Source organism: Winogradskyella algicola, from assembly GCF_005869935.1.
Classification (GTDB): Bacteria; Bacteroidota; Bacteroidia; order Flavobacteriales; family Flavobacteriaceae; genus Winogradskyella; species Winogradskyella algicola.
Window position 1 is genome coordinate 297700 of the sequence record NZ_SZQF01000002.1, and the last position, 17843, is coordinate 315542.

Below are 17843 nucleotides of genomic sequence, written 5' to 3' on the forward strand. Positions count from 1 at the left end.
AAATTTTTATGATTCCAAAAACTTACAAAGAGGTCATAGACCTAGGTGATGGTAGAGAAATCTCTATTGAAACGGGAAAATTAGCAAAACAGGCACATGGTAGTGTTGTAGTTCAATCTGGTAATTGTATGCTGTTATGTACAGTAGTGTCTAACTACCACCAAGCAGATGTTGACTTTTTACCACTTACAGTAGATTACAGAGAAAAGTTTGCGGCAGCAGGTCGTTATCCTGGAGGATTCTTTAAAAGAGAAGCAAGGCCAAGTGATGGAGAAGTATTAACTATGCGTTTAGTAGACCGTGTATTACGCCCACTATTCCCAAAAGACTATCATGCGGAAACTCAAGTGATGATTCAGTTAATGTCTCACGACGAAAATGTAATGCCAGATGCTATGGCAGGTTTAGCTGCTTCTGCAGCAATTCAATTATCAGATATTCCTTTCGAGACTGCAATATCTGAAGTTAGAGTAGCTCGTGTAGACGGTGAATTTATCATCAATCCTTCTTTTGCTCAATTAGAAGCATCTGATATCGACATGATGATTGGTGCTTCTGCAGATTCAGTAATGATGGTAGAAGGTGAAATGGATGAGATTTCTGAAGAAGAAATGGTAGAAGCTATTAAAGCAGCACATGACGCGATTAAAATTCAATGTGAAGCGCAGTTAAAATTAGCTGAAGCTTTTGGTAAAAAAGAAACGCGTGAATACGAACCAGAAGTTGAAGATGAAGACTTAGCTAAGAAAATTCATGACATGGTATATGACAAAACGTATGCTATTGCTAAGGCTGGTTCTGCAAAACATGAGCGTGGTGCTGCATTTTCTGAAATTAAAGAAGAAGTCTTCAATTCGTTTTCTGAAGAAGAACAAGATGAATTGGGTAAACTTATTCATAAATACGTAGCCAAAGCGCAAAAGGAAGCAATAAGAAATTTAACCTTAGACGAAGGATTACGTTTAGATGGTCGTAAAACCACAGATATAAGACCAATTTGGTGTGAGGTAGATTACTTACCATCAACTCACGGTTCTGCAATTTTTACACGTGGTGAAACTCAAGCATTAGCAACAGTTACTTTAGGAACATCTAGAGAGGCTAACCAAATAGATATGCCATCTTTTGAAGGTGAAGAGCGTTTCTATTTACACTACAACTTCCCTCCTTTTTCAACTGGTGAAGCTAGACCTATTAGAGGAACTTCAAGAAGAGAAGTTGGTCATGGTAACTTAGCACAACGTGCATTAAAAGGTATGGTTCCAGAGGACTGTCCATATACTGTGAGAGTAGTATCTGAAGTTTTAGAATCTAACGGTTCTTCTTCTATGGCAACCGTTTGTTCTGGTACTATGGCGTTAATGGATGCAGGTGTTCAGCTTAAAAAACCTGTTTCTGGTATTGCCATGGGACTGATCTCCGATGGTGACAAATACGCTGTACTTTCAGATATTTTAGGTGATGAAGATCACTTAGGCGATATGGACTTTAAAGTTACTGGTACTGCAGACGGTATTACAGCAACCCAAATGGATATTAAGATCAAAGGATTATCTTATGAAATCTTAGTAAAAGCATTAATGCAGGCAAGAGATGGTCGTTTACACATCTTAAAGCATCTTACAGATACAATTGCACAACCTAATGCTAATGTTAAAGATCATGCACCTACCATGGTGACAACACGTATTCCAAATGAATTCATCGGAGCATTAATTGGGCCTGGTGGAAAAGTGATTCAGGAATTACAAAAAGAAACCGAAACCACTATAGTAATTAATGAAGACCCTGTTACTGAAGAGGGTATTGTTGAGATTCTTGGTGTTGGCAACAAAGGTATTGACGCTGTAATGGCTCATATAGATGCCATGATGTTTAAACCAGAAGTTGGTAGCATTTACGAAGTAAAAGTAATTAAAATGCTAGACTTTGGTGCTGTTGTAGAATATACTGAAGCTCCTGGCAATGAAGTTTTACTTCACGTAAGCGAACTCGCTTGGGAACGCACAGAGAATGTTTCTGATGTCGTTAACATGGGAGATGTATTTGATGTAAAATACTTTGGTATAGACTCTAGAACTCGCAAAGAAAAAGTATCTCGAAAAGCTATTTTACCAAAACCTGAAGGTTGGGAAGATAGACCAAAACGTGATAACAGCCGTAACAGAGACAATAATCGAGGACGCGATAACCGTAACAGAGGTAATAATCGCAGAGACGATAGAAACCGAAGAGACAATAACAAAGAAGATTAATTACGCTTTTTATGTTTAATAAAAAAGCCCATCAAAATTGATGGGCTTTTTTTTGATATTGTCTCAAATTTCTAGAATGACATTAATAAACTGGCAGATAACCCTGTAGCCTCCGGAACAAAACGACAAACACCGCCTACGCAGACCAATCCTGCACGTTGCCTACCATAATTTAAAGAAAAACGGGTTGCACCCTTGTTATAACTACCACCAAAATTATAATAATGATTTTCTGATGTACTACTATCAGTTCCACTATTATAGATATCGTTAACGTAAAATGATAATCTCGGACTTGCATTATATTCTATGGTTCCACCTACCCAATCATGATTTTCAGTGTTAGACCATAGTTTCTGTAATTCTAAGCGTACAGACTGTCCTATTCTACCAAACTTATAAAAGGTTTCACCAACGATAATATTAGTTTTAATTTGTTCACCAGAGAAATTATCTTCTATAGTTCTTTGGTTATAGTATTGGTTAACGTAGTAAAAAATAGAATTCATCTTTTTATTCCATTTTTTTCTAATCTCTAAACTAACATCAGAAAAATACTTTTCGCCAAAACCAAAATAATCTACATCATAAGTTAAATTATCAAAATCATAATCTCCTTTAAGACCTGCCCAATACGACGCATTAAATGCTAGTTTTGTACCATATTTACCACCAAGTGCTGTTCCTTTTTTAATGTTATAAAATACATCAATCTGCCCTCCTATTTCACCTGCCTCCATAAGTTCAGGATCTGCAAAAACAACTTGAGACTGTGCCTGATACACAAAAATATTAGTCAATAAATAATCGTGCTGCTTTGTTAGTGCAGGTGTAAAATTGATATTATTCTCTAAAAAAACATTTCCTGTTTTTTCACGCTCCGAGAAAAACCCCATATTTTCTAAACGTCTAAATGTGGCATCTAGTCCAAAACCTTTTTTAGAAAACCCAGTATTGAATAATAAAGCATTACCTGGATTAACAAATGAATTAATGACTTGTCCGTTAATAACAAAGACATCATCAGACTTGGTAACGTACTCTGCATTGGCATAAAAGTTACCTTTAGAGAAATCTATGCGACCAGAAAAAGCATTAGTCAACTCATCAAAATTCGGTTCTTCTATATCTGTTTTTTCTTGCCTACCAACATAACTAATCCCAAGATTTAATGAGGAATTTTCAAACTTAAAAATATTAGAAATATCGATTTCAGTATTGAAACCAAAAATATCACTGTCGGCAGTTTCAAAGCCAACACGTTGTTTTCCATACAACCCTGTTAAAGACAAAAAGTTTGTGGGCATGTATTTTACTCTTCCACCCAAAAGAGCATTATTAAGACCAAGCTGTCGATCTTCCCAATTTCTAAGGATAAGACCACTACCGAATTGCTCATAATAGTGTCCTGCACTTGCTTCTAACTTATCACTTCTGTAATTGAGTGAATAAATCCCAAAGTCTGTACCTTCAAAATTTGGTGAATAATTTAATAAAGCTAATGGTTCGTATGATTCTATTTGAACCGTTGCTGTAAAATTTTCAAGAAAATCATAGTCTAGTTTTAGGTAAGAATTGACCCTTACATGCTCATCACCATCATTATTTTCACCATCAAAAAAAGGTCCTGTGCGTTTGTCATCATTATACCACGCCATGTTAGACTCTAGACCAACACGCAAGTTATCTAGCAATTGTGCTGACATTTGGTTTACCGTAAAACAAAATGTTAACAGCATTAAAAGCTTTTTCATATATGATTGTAAATTTTAGTTAGGTTAGTTAGGTTATTGTTGTTGTTTTGTCTACAGTTATTTAGAATGTTCTTTTACGACCTCATATAGTTCCTCTTCACTTCCAGGTGTGTAGCCTGTTCTGGTATGAATAATTTCACCATTTTTAACCACAACAACATATGGTAGCACATTAATATTTAGGGCACGTTTAAGATCTTGATTTTCATCTAATAATATCTGGTATTCCCAGCCTTTTCCATTCACTAAAGGAATAACGCGTTTCTTAGTTCTAGCATCATCTGTAGAGACTGCTATAAGTTCTACGTTGGTTTCATCTTGCCAATCTTCATAGACATCAGCTATAGCATCTAGCTCATTAATACAAGGAACACACCAAGTCGCCCAAAAGCTAAAAATTTTTATATCGCTAGAGTCCGTAAGCGCTTTTACAGAAATACTATTTCCATCGAGATTATTTAGGTTTATGTCTGGAAATTCCTGACTATGCATTAGTAATGAGATACTTATAAAAAAAGCAGCAAATAGATATTTCATGTTTTTAAAATTTTAGTTTTTTTTAACATTTTGCAATAATAATACCACTTTTTTAAAAAATTAGTATAATTTGCATTTTTTTAAACAAAACCTTAAAAATTTTTTATTAAAACTCATAATTTATGAAAACTAAACATCTATTCAATCTTTTATTTATGGCCTTAGCTATAAGCTTTAGCGCTTGCAGTAGCGATAGCGATGGTGACGGAAACGGCAATGGAAATGGAAACGGCAATGGAAACGGTAATGACATAACAAGCATATCTGTTGAAATATCAAGTTCTGTAGCCTGTGGCATTTACGCTGGTGACACTGTAAGTTTTGCTGTTATGGGCAACAATAATACAGATGTTACCAATTCGGCTACAATCTCTGTTAACGGCACAGCCATATCTGGTAATACATATACTACAACCCAAGCAGGTTCGTTACAAGTCTCTGCGACTTACCAAGATATAAGTACGACAAATAATTTAAATGTAAATGTTGCAGTTGACAACTTTAAATTTACAAAACATGTAGTCATAGAAGATTTCACAGGGACTTGGTGTCCTTTTTGTACAAGAGTAACTTACGCTATAGAGCAGGTCAAGGAGCAAACAGATCAAATAAGTGTAGTTGCTATTCACAGGTATAGTTCTAATACATCCAGTAACGGTTATGACCCATATAATTTTGCAGGTGCCGATATATTGGAATCTGCTCTTGGTGTAACAGGTTACCCAACAGCCAAAGTTAACAGAGGCTCTGATTGGACATTCCCAGAACCAAACAATATAGACCAGATTGTCGACCAAACTGTATGTGACAACGCACCTCTAGGCTTGGCTATTACACCATCGTTATCTGGTAATACAATGACCGTTAAAGTAGATGCTAAATTTAGTCAAGATTTTGATTTTAATAATGCTAAACTTGTAGTTATGGTACTTGAAGATGGATTAGTTTATGATCAAGCAAATAATCAAAGTTATTATGGTGGTCAAAACCCTGTTCCAAATTTTGTACATGACCATGTACTTAGAGCTAGCTTAACCAATATTTTAGGCGATGACCTTCCTAATAATGAAGTTACTAATTCTGTTTATAGTAGGACTTTCACTGCTAATGTACCATCAAATGTTGTAGATACAAATGAAATGAGTATCGTTGCATTCATTACTAATGAAAATTTTACAGGTGATGCCTTTGCCATCAACTCAAGAGTTGCTCATTTTGGTGATGCACAAACTTTTGAGGAAAACTAATTACAATATATGAAGCAATTCGTTTGCTTAATTAAACAAAAAGGGAGGCTAAAACATAGCCTCCTTTTTTTATTTCTACCAATCAAAAAACATTTAATCATTCCCAGAAAAAACGTTTAGACTTACGTTATTACCTCCTAATAACCCCTTATTTTAGCCTTAAAATCACATTTTGTCACCGACATACTGACAGTTTTAATGTATTTAACATTTCTTAAGATTCACATATCCTTAAGCATACAAGCAATGTTTTGGCATATCCTCAACAATTCCACTTTTTCTTTTTAAACTTCAAAAAACTTAAAATCAACTTTTTAGTTTGGCACTATCGCATAGTGTTTGCGGCTTACATAGCAACTGACAAGTAAAGTTTAATTAAAACACAAGTATGAAAGTATTAGTAATAGGTGCCGGAAATATGGGCTTAACCTATTCAGAAGGCATGGCAGATTCTTCTTTATTAGGAAAACAAAAGTTAAGAATCTATGACACTGACCCTAACAAAATTGAAACACTCAGACAAAACCCAAGATTTGATGTGTACACCTCTTTAGAGGATGGTTTACCGAAATCGGACATTGTATTTTTAGCAGTAAAACCATATCACTGCGAAGATTTATTCAAAAAAATGAAGCCGCTTATTCATAGCGAACAAATATTTGTATCGCTAATGGCAGGTGTAAGCATAGAAACAATACAAGATGGTTTAGGAATTAAAAAAGTAATACGCACCATGCCAAATCTACCAGCTAAAGTAGGCAAAGGTGTAACCTCGTACACTGGCGCAAAAGCCATATCTCGTGTAGAGTTACTAATGGTGCGCCAACTATTAGACACAACAGGGACTTCTATACATGTAGACTCCGAGAAGTTTATCGATGCCTCTACAGGTATTTCTGGTAGTGGGCCAGCTTATGTATTTTACTTTATGCAATCTATGTTAGAAGCTGCTCAAAAGATGGGCTTTTCAGACTATGACTCTAAAGTTTTGGTAAGCAACACTTTTGAAGGAGCTATTGAATTGTTTAACCAGTCTAATATTTCACCTGAGCGCTGGATTGACAAAGTAGCATCAAAAGGCGGCACTACACAAGCCGCAATAGACTCAATGGAAGATAATAATGTAAAGCAACTCATACAGGATGCAGCTTATGCCGCATTTGATAGAGCTGTTGAATTAGGAAAAAACAAATAAAATGAATGACAATATTAAACGTGTGGTCGTAAAAGTAGGCACCAACGTTTTAACAAATAAAGACAATAGAATTTTAGGACCAGTACTAAGAGAGTTAGTTCGCCAAATCGCCGTATTATATGAAGAAGATATCATGGTAATTTTGGTGTCTTCTGGCTCTGCAATTGCAGGTATGGAAGTTTTGGGCGATACTAAAATAGATAACAAATCTGTAAGAAGACAAGTATATTCTGCCGTAGGACAACCCAGAATGATGCGTCATTACTACAGTATTTTCCATGACTATGGAATGCGCTGCGCGCAAATTTTGGCAACCAAACGCGATTTTGACCCTGGAAAACATCGTCAGAACATGATAAACTGCTATGAAGGATTATTGGCCGAAGGTGTAATTCCGATTGCAAATGAAGACGATGCCGTCTCTTTAACCATGTCCATGTTCTCTGATAATGACGAGCTAGCGAGTTTAGTCGCAGAACTACTCGATGCAGATCGCCTAATCATACTATCAGATACCGACGGACTCTACACAGGCCACCCAGACGATGACGAATCTAGAAAATTAAACGTCGTAAAAACAAACCAAAATGTAGAAAAGTATGTTTGCGCTTCTAATAAAAAAGAAGGCGAAGGACGTGGAGGCATGGCGTCTAAACTAAAGATAGCCAAAGGTACTGCCAAAAAGAATATTCCTACTTACATCGCAAACGGCAAGCGCGAAAACGTCATTGTAGATATTATTAATAACAAAGAAGTTGGCACAAAATTTATTAGTGCCTAAAATCGAAACAATTATGAAACTTTTGAATACAGAAATAAAAAACAAGGTATTAACATCCATGGCAGATATTTTAGATCGCAAACGCGATGCTATTATAGAAGCCAATAAAAAAGACTTAGAAGCTTTTCAAAAGGAAGACCAAGCGCTTTTTGACCGCCTTATTGTTAATGATAAGAAAGTAAACGAAATGATAGAAGCCGTAAACTCGGTAAGACTTCAAGACGATCCTGTTGGTCAGGAAATTTCTAATAGAACCTTAAAAAATGGACTTAATATAGTGAATACTACTGCCCCATTCGGCACCATTCTTATTATATATGAATCGCGACCAGATGTTACCATTGAAGCCGCTGTATTGGCATTTAAGGCCAATAATAAGATCTTACTAAAAGGTGGTAAAGAAGCTTATAACAGTAATATTATTTTAGAGCAATGCTGGCATGAAGCTTTAACTAAAAACGGACTTTCTAAAGATTGGATTAAGCTATTACATTTAAAACGAGAAGAAACCCAAGAGTTTTTGAAAAATCCAACCGAACCGTTAGATTTAATTGTGCCGAGAGGAGGTGAACGACTTATTGAGTTCGTTAAAACTCATGCAACCTGTGCAGTACTCGTCAGTGGTAGAGGAAATAATTTCTTGTATGTCTCAGAAAAAGCAGATTGGAGTAAAGCTGTTAATGTTATTATCAACGCCAAAACCGACAAAATTTCAGGATGTAACGCACTTGATAAAGTATTGATTAATAAGAATATTCCAGAATATAAAACCAAACTTAAAATGCTTCAGCAGAAACTAGAACAACATAAGGTCGAAATCATCGCAGATAAAAGTGTTTCTCATCTTTTAAAGCACGTAGATAAAGTATCTCAGGACAGTATTTGGTTTGAAGAGTTTCTCGCACTAAAGCTTCTCATTGCGTCTGTTGATAATGTTGTCGAAGCAATTGAAATGATCAATAAATACTCAGGTAAACACTCTGCAGCAATCATAACAGAAGATGAAAATGAGGCCTTAACATTTATGAACAATGTAGATAGTGCTGCTGTTTACCACAATGCTTCCACTAGATTTACCGATGGTGGGCAAATGGGAGTTGGTGCTGAACTTGCTATAAGTACAGACAAGTTACATCATAGAGGACCACTGGGCTTAAAGCAATTAGTTACCAATAAATATTATGTTTTTGGGGATGGCCAAGTAAGGATTTAGTAGTGTTTAGCTACTTAAAAACAGTCGAAAATTTGGAATTTTCATTCTAAATCATTATTATATATGTTATGATTTCAGAAGATAAAAAAAAATACAGCGAAGAATTAAGTAACTCAATAAGTTATTTAGAAAACTTGGGATACAATAATATCAAAGCAGATTTAGAAGGCTATGAAACGCCAAAATCTTATCATAAAAGAGGTAGTGATATAGATATTACACCAGATATTGTTGCTGAAAAAGAAGGTAGAAAACATATTTTTGATTTAAGCCTAAAATCTAAAAGACCTAAGCTATTAAAATCAAAGTGGTTATTTCTCAACACGCTAAGTCAACTCAAGTCTTATCGCTTTAGGTTAATTACTACAAGAGGGCATTACAAATTCACAAATGAGACCATCGATGCCATTCACCTTGACACCGTAAAATTGCTTAAAATTTAATTTTTTTTTCTAAACTCTGTAACATTTTGATGCTTGTTTACGTATAATAAAAGCAACAACAATGTTGTAAATTGCACAAATCATATATAAGTAAATGAGACAGCTCAAAATTACCAAGCAGGTTACTAACAGAGAAACCGCTTCATTAGACAAATACCTACAAGAAATTGGTAAAGTCGACTTAATTACAGCAGACGAGGAAGTAGAATTAGCACAGCGTATAAAAGCAGGAGATCAAGTTGCTTTAGAAAAATTAACTAAGGCCAACCTACGCTTTGTTGTATCTGTAGCAAAACAATACCAAAACCAAGGTTTAACCTTACCAGACTTAATTAATGAAGGAAATTTAGGTCTTATTAAAGCCGCTCAGCGTTTTGATGAAACACGTGGTTTTAAGTTTATATCTTATGCGGTATGGTGGATTCGTCAATCTATCTTACAAGCATTAGCAGAGCAATCTCGTATTGTGCGTTTACCGCTCAATAAGATTGGTTCAATAAATAAAATTAATAAGACATTTGCATTCTTAGAACAAAGTCATGAGCGTCCACCATCTGCTGAAGAAATTGCTAAGGAATTAGACATGACTATTAACGATGTTAAAGAGTCTATGAAAAATTCTGGTCGCCATGTAAGCATGGATGCACCTTTGGTTGAAGGTGAAGATTCTAACCTTTACGATGTACTGCGTAGCGGCGAGTCTCCAAATCCTGATAAAGATTTATTACATGAATCTTTAAGAACTGAAATTGAGCGTGCGCTAGAAACTCTTACTCCACGAGAAGCTGATGTGATCCGATTGTATTTTGGACTTGGAAATCAACATCCGATGACTTTAGAAGAAATTGGAGAGACTTTTGATTTAACTCGTGAGCGTGTTAGACAAATTAAAGAAAAAGCAATTCGCAGATTAAAACATACGTCTAGAAGTAAAATATTAAAAACTTATTTAGGTTAACTTCTGTTATAGAATACTTTAGATAATATTATTTATAATAATTATAAAAGTATTTAGAGTTAAAATGATATAAAGGTTTGATTGGGCTTGGTTTTTTGTATATTTAAGCACCAACCTAATAAAGGTAACAACAGTTACAAAACATAACTGTTCGTTTTTTGATTGATGAAAGAACCCACGGCTGATTACCGTGGGTTCACTTTTTATAATATCTTATTAACTTCAAAGCTTAATAAACTTCAATTTTATATAACTTTGCCCAAACTCTTAACAATCTAATTAAATGACTAAAAAAATTATAGCACCTTCCATGTTAGCTGCTGATTTCGGAAACTTACAACGCGATACCGAAATGGTTAACAATAGTGAAGCAGATTGGTTTCATATTGATGTAATGGATGGGCATTTTGTGCCAAATATTTCTTACGGAATGCCAGTAATTGCAGCTATAAAAAAGCACGCTACCAAACCTTTAGATGTGCATTTAATGATTGAAAAACCTGAACGCTATATTGAAGAATTTGCTAGAGTAGGTGCAGATATCATTACTGTGCATTATGAATCTACAGTACATTTACATAGAACATTACGACAAATTAAAGATGCTGGATGCAAAGCAGGAGTTGTTCTTAACATTACTACTCCCATTAATGTTTTAGAGGATATTTTACCAGAATGTTATATGGTATTGCTAATGTCAATAAATCCTGGTTTTGGCGGTCAAAAATTTGAAGACGTTACCTACCAACGTATTAAAAAATTGCGTGCACTAATTGATAAACAAGGTTTAGACACGCGCATTGAAATTGATGGCGGTGTTACCGATGAGAATATAAAGAAATTAGTCGAGGCTGGTGCAGACACTTTTGTTGCCGGAAGTCATGTTTTTAAAAGTGATAATCCTACAGCAACAATCAAAAGTTTAAAATCCATAGCCAACTCATAAAAAAGCGCCTTATAGGCGCTTTTCATTTATAATTGCTTTAGGAGATAATTTATTAAATCTGTAGTAGTAACTATACCCACAAGGTTTCCGTCGTCTACAACAGGTAAAGCATGAAACTCTTTTTCTGACAATATCTTAGCTACATCTTTTATAGTTGCAGTTGAAGGTACGGTAACCACGTCTTTTACCATCACTTGGTCTATTGTAAACATATTATACACAAGAGTATCAACTTCTTCTTCATTGTCATAGACAGCATCAGCAAAACTTATGCGTAACAAATCTGAATAGCTAAGCATCCCTATAATAACTTCTCCGTTAACAACAGGTATATGTCTTATTTTATGTCTTTTAAAAAGTAGTTCGGCAGTTTCTAAATCATCATCTCTATTAAGAGCAATGATGTTTTTACTCATTATTTCGGAAATTGGTGGTATATATCTCATGACTATTAGTTTTATAATTCACTATTAAAAGTAATCCATAAAACCGAGAGAAATCATGATAAATATCATGTAAGAAACTGAATCCAAACCAGTAGTTACATCCTATGTGTTATTTAACACTACCATAACCATAGTTGTAGCCATAGTTATAGCCATAGCCTTGAGACTTACTCGCTCCTACGCTATTAATAACATATGCCACATTCTTTAACTTACCACTCTCTGATAATTCTTTTGAGAATTTTAATAAGTTTTTCTCGGTATAGTTAGCCCTTGTAAGGTAAATAGTCGCATCTGCAAATTGAGAAATTAGCATGGTATCAGTTACCAATATTGTTGGCGCTGTATCAACGACAACATAGTCATATTCTTCTCTTGCTTCTTCAATTAATTTTTTAAAGCGTCCATTTGTAAGCAAATGTGCTGGATTAGGCGGAATACTTCCTGAAAGAATAATATGGTGATTAGGATGCTTATCAAAACCACTTATTAGAGCATCTTTCCAATCGTAATCTACGTCATGAAGATAGTTAGATAAACCTGCCTTTTGTTTATCCTCACTAATATGCGAATGTATCTGAGGATTTCTAAGGTCAGCACCAATGACCAACACTTTTTTATTGATACTAGATAAAGCGAGAGACAAATTAAGGCTAACATAGGTCTTTCCTTCACCTTTTATTGTCGATGTACAGTAAATAACTCTCCCTCGATCTTGTTCTATAGGTAGTATAAAATCTACATTAGAGCTTAATATTCTGAAAGCCTCTGCTAGTGGTGAACGGTCATTGGGATCCTTAAAAATAATATTTTTCTTTTTTCTTAAATCTGGTATCTCACCTATCACAGGGATCTTTGAAGTTACCTCAATAATATCGTCTTTACTATGTAGTTTTGTATCTAACATAAAAATGAGGTATAATATTCCAAAAGGTATTAATAAGCCAGCTAAAAGGGCACCTGCATAGACTATAGTTGGTTTTGGCGATATTGGTTTTATACTAGAAAGTGCTCTCTCGACCTCTTTTATAGATGGTTCAGTTATCGCTAAATTTATAGCAGCCTCTTCTCGTTTTTGAAGTAATAATAGATATAAACTTTCCTTTATTTTCTGTTGACGATCAATAGCCTTAAACAATCTTTCTTGCTCTGGTATTTGAGACACTCTTCCAGTCAATCTTCTATTCTTATTTTTTAATTGATTTAGAGAGGCACTTACTTGAGCTGAATATGCCTTTAAAGACCGATCTATATTTGACTTTAAATTTTGAACTTCAGTAATAGCTAGTTGCACCATTGGATTATTTTCACCACCACTACTAATTAACTTATCCCTATTTATTACTGCAGTATTGTATTCTGAAATAAGCGCATTAATACTTACGTTTTCTATACCAATATTTGCTGGCAATAGGTCTGATTTGGAGTCAGTAATCAGTGAATTGACCAACAAATTTGAAAGTTCTAATTGGTTTTCTAGCGCAAACACTTCTTCTTCGGATTTTGTTCGTTGTTGAAGTCCTAGCTCTGCATCGGTTTGAATGTCTACTATATTATTATCTTGCTTAAACCCTTGTCTATTAATTTCTATGGAGTCTAACTCCTTTGCCAAAAATTTAAATCTTGCATCTATAAAATCTATAGTACGTTCAGATACTAACTGCCTATCTTTAATACCATCATTATCAAAAACCTTCATTAAAGTATTTAGGATTTTTTCTGACAACTCTTTACTTTCACCTTTAATTGAAAGTTTTAATATGTCACTTTGGTCTCCAATAGCTTCAACAACGATTTTAGTTTTTAAGGACAGTGTAGCTTCTTTTACTGTTCTGTAAACAATATTATATGTATTCTCAACTATATCAGTTAACGGTATCTGATCGTTTAACTTTAAATTAAATGGTAATTTATGATTCTGTGTATATGTTGAATGTCCTTTAAAATTAAAGACTTTTTCTGTATCTAAATTGGTTATTTGAAATCCTTTATCAGTTATTGATACCTTATAGGACATAGGTGCTGATATACTATCTGGCAGGATGACTTGAGCATAATCTAGTGGCAGTGATTCTATTTGCTTGGTTTGGATTGTACCCTCTTCATAAAAAACAGTATTTAGGTTTAACTCCCTAACTACCTTCTCCATAATAAGAAATGAGCCTATAATTTCAATTTCATTCTCAAGGTTTATATTAGATCTCTTAAAAACAAATGCGGAGGTAGGTAACTCTAGACCTTCAGATTCATCTAAAACTTTTATTTTAGAATAGGTTTCGAAAATACGTGGTGCGTATCGCAAGTAGATATACGCGCTTAACATTGAAACAACAACTGCAATTACGAACCACGGCCAATAGCTTAAATATTGCCTTACAATTTGCTTAACATCAATTTTATCCTCTTCCCCCAAAAAACTATTATTAAATTGATTATCCATACTTTATCTTGTAAGTAAAATTGTAACACTAAGCGCTAATGATGCAATGGTTAATATAGTGCCCACATTACCAACAAAACCAGCACTTTTAACCTTAGGGTTATTAGGGTTTACAACAATATTGTCATTTGGCTTTATAAAATAGAACTCACTATTCATAAATGAAGTTGAAGTTAGGTCTATATGAGATATTTTACGCACACCGTCAACTTCCCGAGTTATAAGAATATCATCACGTTTACCATTAATAGTTAGATCACCAGCATAACCTAAGGCTTGTAATATCGTAATATTTTGTTCTGTAAAACTATACGTGCCAGGCTTATTAACTTCGCCTAAAATAGTAACTTTAGCATTGATGAGTCTTACGTTAACTGTTGGGTTGGTAAGATGGCCACCTGAGGTTAACCGATCTTTAATGTCCTCTTCCAATGCTTTAGTTGTTTTATTTGCTGTCGAAATTTCACCTAAAACCGGAAACTTAATTGTATTATCTATAGATACTAAATAGCCATCTAATTGAAGTACTTGTAAGTTTTGAGGCTGCGCACCCAAGACTCTAGATTTATTGTATGGTACTGCTGCTTCTGGTATTGTACTTTCTACCGTTATTTTTAAAATATCATTTGGCTGAATATTCGCAGACTTATAGTTTACTGTGCTATTATCTTGCTGTAGGGCATCTTGCATATACAATATTTCTTTTTTTGAAGCACAAGAGCTCAAAACAACCAAAATAAGTAAACTTAATATTCTTTTTTTCATTAAAACTAATAATTACAAGTATAGCAAATATAACCGCATTTCAAGGATTGACAAAAGCTATAGTAACATAATAAGATCTTAGTACGGACTTAACTCAATTAACCGTTATTTTTCTTATTAGAAATGGCAGCGTATAAAGGGCAGAACCATAAAGTAATAAAAATATGATTTGAGTATTGAGGTTGAGGTGAAGTAAATTAAAAGCTATACCTATTATAATAACGTTAATACTGCTAATTAAAACCGTTGTCATTAAATGGCTGTAACCACTTCTTATGAATCTGTGATGAATGTGATTTTTATCGGCTTTAAAAGGACTTGTTTTGTGAATTACGATTCTTATAAAGAATATTCTTAAAGTATCAATAAGTGGGTAAAATAATAATGCAAACGCTAAAGCTGGTGATGCCTTATAATATGCTGAGCTACTATCTAATTGTGCCATATTAATAAAGCTAATAGTAAAGAAGGCCAGTAAAAATCCAACAATCATTGAACCAGTGTCACCCATAAAAAGCTTACTCTTTTTTGAAAAATTTAGTCTTAGGAATGCAAGCAAACAACCACATAGGGCAATAGCAATCGTTGCTAAACTCAACTCATTAGAATTTACAAAAAAGTACACAAAAATACCGCTAACACTTAATGCAATAGTACCTGCCAACCCATCCACGCCGTCAATCAAATTGTATGCATTAATAATAAGAACATAAACAAAGAGGGTAAATCCTACTGATATCCAATATGGCAACACATCGATATCTAAAATTTTTGAAAATCCAATTATCCTAGTATCTGTAAACACAATGAGCAAACCAGCCGCAAGTAATTGTCCCATAAACTTCTTCCTTGCAGAGAGTACGGTTAAATCATCCTTTAGCCCTAAAAAGAATAGAATCGTAAGACCGCCCATAACCAATAGCAAAACCTTGGTATTTAAAAAGGCTCCTACAATTGTCATTACGACAATGAGCCCTACAAAAATACCAATACCACCAAGGGTTGGTGTTTTATCAGAATGCACACTTCTACTATCTGGTTCATCCATTAAGTGTTTCTCTTTGGCTACATATAGTATGGTAGGGAATGTCTGAAAAGCGATTAAGAAAGCCAATACAAAAGCTGCTATTAACCAAATGGTTATATTATTTTCAGGGGAAAAATTCTTGAGTAATGTTTCAATCATATGGTTGATTTTAAAACATCTTAGGGGATTAGAAATATACAACTTTCTAAACGAAGTATAAGATGTTTAGACAAATATCTACAAATTATTTCTTAGCAAAATTTAGGATATGCGCTACTATTCTTTCAGCGGTTTTACCATCCCATAGCGGAATTGTTTTGTAATCTTTCCATTCTCCATTAAAAAGTTTTTCTAAGTAAGGTTTAATAGCCTGCGGATTAGTTCCTACCAACTCATTAGTCCCTAAGGTTATGGTTTCTGGTCGCTCTGTGTTATCTCGAAGCGTCATACAAGGCACGTTCATTACTGAGGTTTCTTCTGTAATACCACCTGAATCTGTAATGACTGCTTTAGCGTTTTCTACTAAGTAATTAAATTCTAAATAGCTTAAAGGTGCCACCATATGCAATCTAGGATGTGACACTTTTAAACGCTCCAGGATTTTAGCAGTTCTTGGATGCACAGGAAAAATTAATGGCAAGTCTTTAGTATTGCCAACAATCTCTTCTATCATAGCCTTTAACTGACCCTCTTCATCGACATTTGCTGGACGATGCAGCGTCATTACGATATACGATTTTGGCTTGAGACCTAATTGACCATAGACCTCTGGTGCTTTAAAGTTTGGTCTATGCTTTAAAAGTGTATCTATCATGGTATTACCCACGTAAAATATCTGGTTGTCTTCTGCACCACTTTTAAGCAAGTTTTGGTTCGCCAATTCTGATGTTGTAAAGTAATAATTGGTAATACTATCGGTAACTAATCTATTAATCTCTTCTGGCATTGTCCAGTCATCAGAGCGAATACCTGCCTCTACATGGGCTACCTTAGTATGCAGTTTTTGCGCTACTAAAGCACAAGCCATTGTTGATGTTACATCACCAACCACCAAAACCAAATCTGCAGGATTTGTCATTAATTCCTTTTCAAAACTTACTAGAATCGCTGCTGTTTGCTCAGCTTGTGTGCCTCCACTGCACTCTAAGTTAATATGTGGTTCTGGAATGCTGAGTTGCTCAAAAAAACTACCAGACATGTTTTTATCGTAATGTTGACCCGTATGCACTAATCTATACTCTAAAGCTTCACCTTTTTGTTTAGCATTTTCAATGGCATGGATTATTGGTGCTATTTTCATAAAGTTAGGTCTTGCACCTGCTATTATTGTGATCTTGTACATGAGAGCTTTGGGTTGATTGGTTTTATTATAGTTATAGTGCTAATACTACAAATTTATAGTTTTTTAGCAATTCCTTTACCATGAACAACAGTCTTTAAATTCAAACTTTTAGGATTTGTAGGAAAAAACTACCGTTGACCCGAATATGACCCGAATTAGACCCGAATTAGACCCGGTGAAGACCCGAAGGAGCTCCTAATGACGCATTGCTATCTAATATTCTAAAATTTAATAGCAACTTAATGTACCAACTCCTGTTCTTTTTTATAAAATTCGTCATTGGGATTGGGCCTTTTGATTGACATGATAAAAATTTTCCTGCCTGTTAGCTATCATTTCTTTAGTATTACAATTTAGCAACCAAAAACCTTCTCGATACATTTTATTCTCATACTTCGAATAAAACACTCGAACTGACGTAATGCGTGTGTTTTCTTTTTATGATATGCTTCTTGATAATCTTGGTGTTAGCTATCGGAAGGCCTATCTAGCTA

Annotated in this window: 15 protein-coding genes; 8 read left to right on the plus strand and 7 right to left on the minus strand. The window is 34.5% G+C overall.

The genetic code is table 11. The annotated features are described in order from the left end of the window. Nucleotides 1-8: 8 nt before the first annotated feature. The gene (locus FC091_RS05905) at nucleotides 9-2255 is read left to right on the plus strand and encodes a polyribonucleotide nucleotidyltransferase (protein ID WP_138433349.1); all 2247 of its coding nucleotides are present in this window, start codon (nucleotides 9-11) and stop codon (nucleotides 2253-2255) included. 71 nt (nucleotides 2256-2326) lie between these two features. Here the strand turns inward: FC091_RS05905 and FC091_RS05910 are convergent, their stop codons facing one another. Then, nucleotides 2327-4009 (minus strand): DUF6029 family protein, encoded by a 1683-nt coding sequence (locus FC091_RS05910; protein WP_138433350.1) that lies wholly within the window; start codon nucleotides 4007-4009, stop codon nucleotides 2327-2329. 57 nt (nucleotides 4010-4066) lie between these two features. Continuing rightward, the gene (locus tag FC091_RS05915) at nucleotides 4067-4546 is read right to left on the minus strand and encodes a TlpA family protein disulfide reductase (RefSeq protein ID WP_138433351.1); all 480 of its coding nucleotides are present in this window, start codon (nucleotides 4544-4546) and stop codon (nucleotides 4067-4069) included. Between the two features lie 122 nt (nucleotides 4547-4668). On the opposite strand from FC091_RS05915, the gene FC091_RS05920 reads away from it, so the two are divergent. From FC091_RS05920 to rpe, 7 genes are all read left to right on the plus strand, one after another. Then, a complete protein-coding gene (locus FC091_RS05920) occupies nucleotides 4669-5793 on the plus strand; it encodes an Omp28-related outer membrane protein (protein ID WP_171032472.1) in 1125 nt (374 codons plus the stop codon). Between the two features lie 388 nt (nucleotides 5794-6181). Further along, nucleotides 6182-6988 (plus strand): pyrroline-5-carboxylate reductase, encoded by an 807-nt coding sequence (proC, locus tag FC091_RS05925; protein ID WP_138433352.1) that lies wholly within the window; start codon nucleotides 6182-6184, stop codon nucleotides 6986-6988. Nucleotide 6989: 1 nt separating this feature from the next. Next, nucleotides 6990-7769 (plus strand): glutamate 5-kinase, encoded by a 780-nt coding sequence (gene proB, locus FC091_RS05930; RefSeq protein WP_138433353.1) that lies wholly within the window; start codon nucleotides 6990-6992, stop codon nucleotides 7767-7769. Between the two features lie 13 nt (nucleotides 7770-7782). Next, nucleotides 7783-8982, plus strand: a complete 1200-nt coding sequence (locus tag FC091_RS05935; RefSeq protein WP_138433354.1) for a glutamate-5-semialdehyde dehydrogenase — start codon at nucleotides 7783-7785, stop codon at nucleotides 8980-8982. 68 nt (nucleotides 8983-9050) lie between these two features. Beyond that, the gene (locus FC091_RS05940; protein ID WP_138433355.1) at nucleotides 9051-9425 is read left to right on the plus strand and encodes a hypothetical protein; all 375 of its coding nucleotides are present in this window, start codon (nucleotides 9051-9053) and stop codon (nucleotides 9423-9425) included. Nucleotides 9426-9519: 94 nt separating this feature from the next. Next, complete coding sequence (locus FC091_RS05945; protein ID WP_040247666.1) at nucleotides 9520-10383, plus strand: sigma-70 family RNA polymerase sigma factor; 864 nt, start codon at nucleotides 9520-9522, stop codon at nucleotides 10381-10383. 283 nt (nucleotides 10384-10666) lie between these two features. Beyond that, nucleotides 10667-11329, plus strand: a complete 663-nt coding sequence (gene rpe, locus FC091_RS05950; RefSeq protein WP_138433356.1) for a ribulose-phosphate 3-epimerase — start codon at nucleotides 10667-10669, stop codon at nucleotides 11327-11329. Nucleotides 11330-11355: 26 nt separating this feature from the next. On the opposite strand, the gene FC091_RS05955 is transcribed toward rpe, so the two are convergent. The 5 genes from FC091_RS05955 to wecB all read right to left on the minus strand — a co-directional run bounded on the left by FC091_RS05955 (nucleotide 11356) and on the right by wecB (nucleotide 17349). After that, nucleotides 11356-11775, minus strand: a complete 420-nt coding sequence (locus FC091_RS05955; RefSeq protein WP_138433357.1) for a CBS domain-containing protein — start codon at nucleotides 11773-11775, stop codon at nucleotides 11356-11358. Nucleotides 11776-11884: 109 nt separating this feature from the next. Further along, nucleotides 11885-14215, minus strand: a complete 2331-nt coding sequence (locus tag FC091_RS05960; protein ID WP_138433358.1) for a GumC family protein — start codon at nucleotides 14213-14215, stop codon at nucleotides 11885-11887. Nucleotides 14216-14218: 3 nt separating this feature from the next. After that, entirely contained in the window at nucleotides 14219-14980 is a 762-nt protein-coding gene (locus FC091_RS05965; RefSeq protein WP_138433359.1) for a polysaccharide biosynthesis/export family protein, read from the minus strand. A gap of 94 nt (nucleotides 14981-15074) precedes the next feature. Beyond that, a complete protein-coding gene (locus FC091_RS05970; protein ID WP_138433360.1) occupies nucleotides 15075-16166 on the minus strand; it encodes an MraY family glycosyltransferase in 1092 nt (363 codons plus the stop codon). An 85-nt stretch (nucleotides 16167-16251) separates the two neighbouring features. Further along, nucleotides 16252-17349 carry a non-hydrolyzing UDP-N-acetylglucosamine 2-epimerase gene (gene wecB, locus FC091_RS05975; RefSeq protein WP_138433361.1) on the minus strand — a complete coding sequence of 366 codons (1098 nt, stop codon included), beginning with the start codon at nucleotides 17347-17349 and terminating at the stop codon, nucleotides 16252-16254. Nucleotides 17350-17843: the final 494 nt, after the last annotated feature.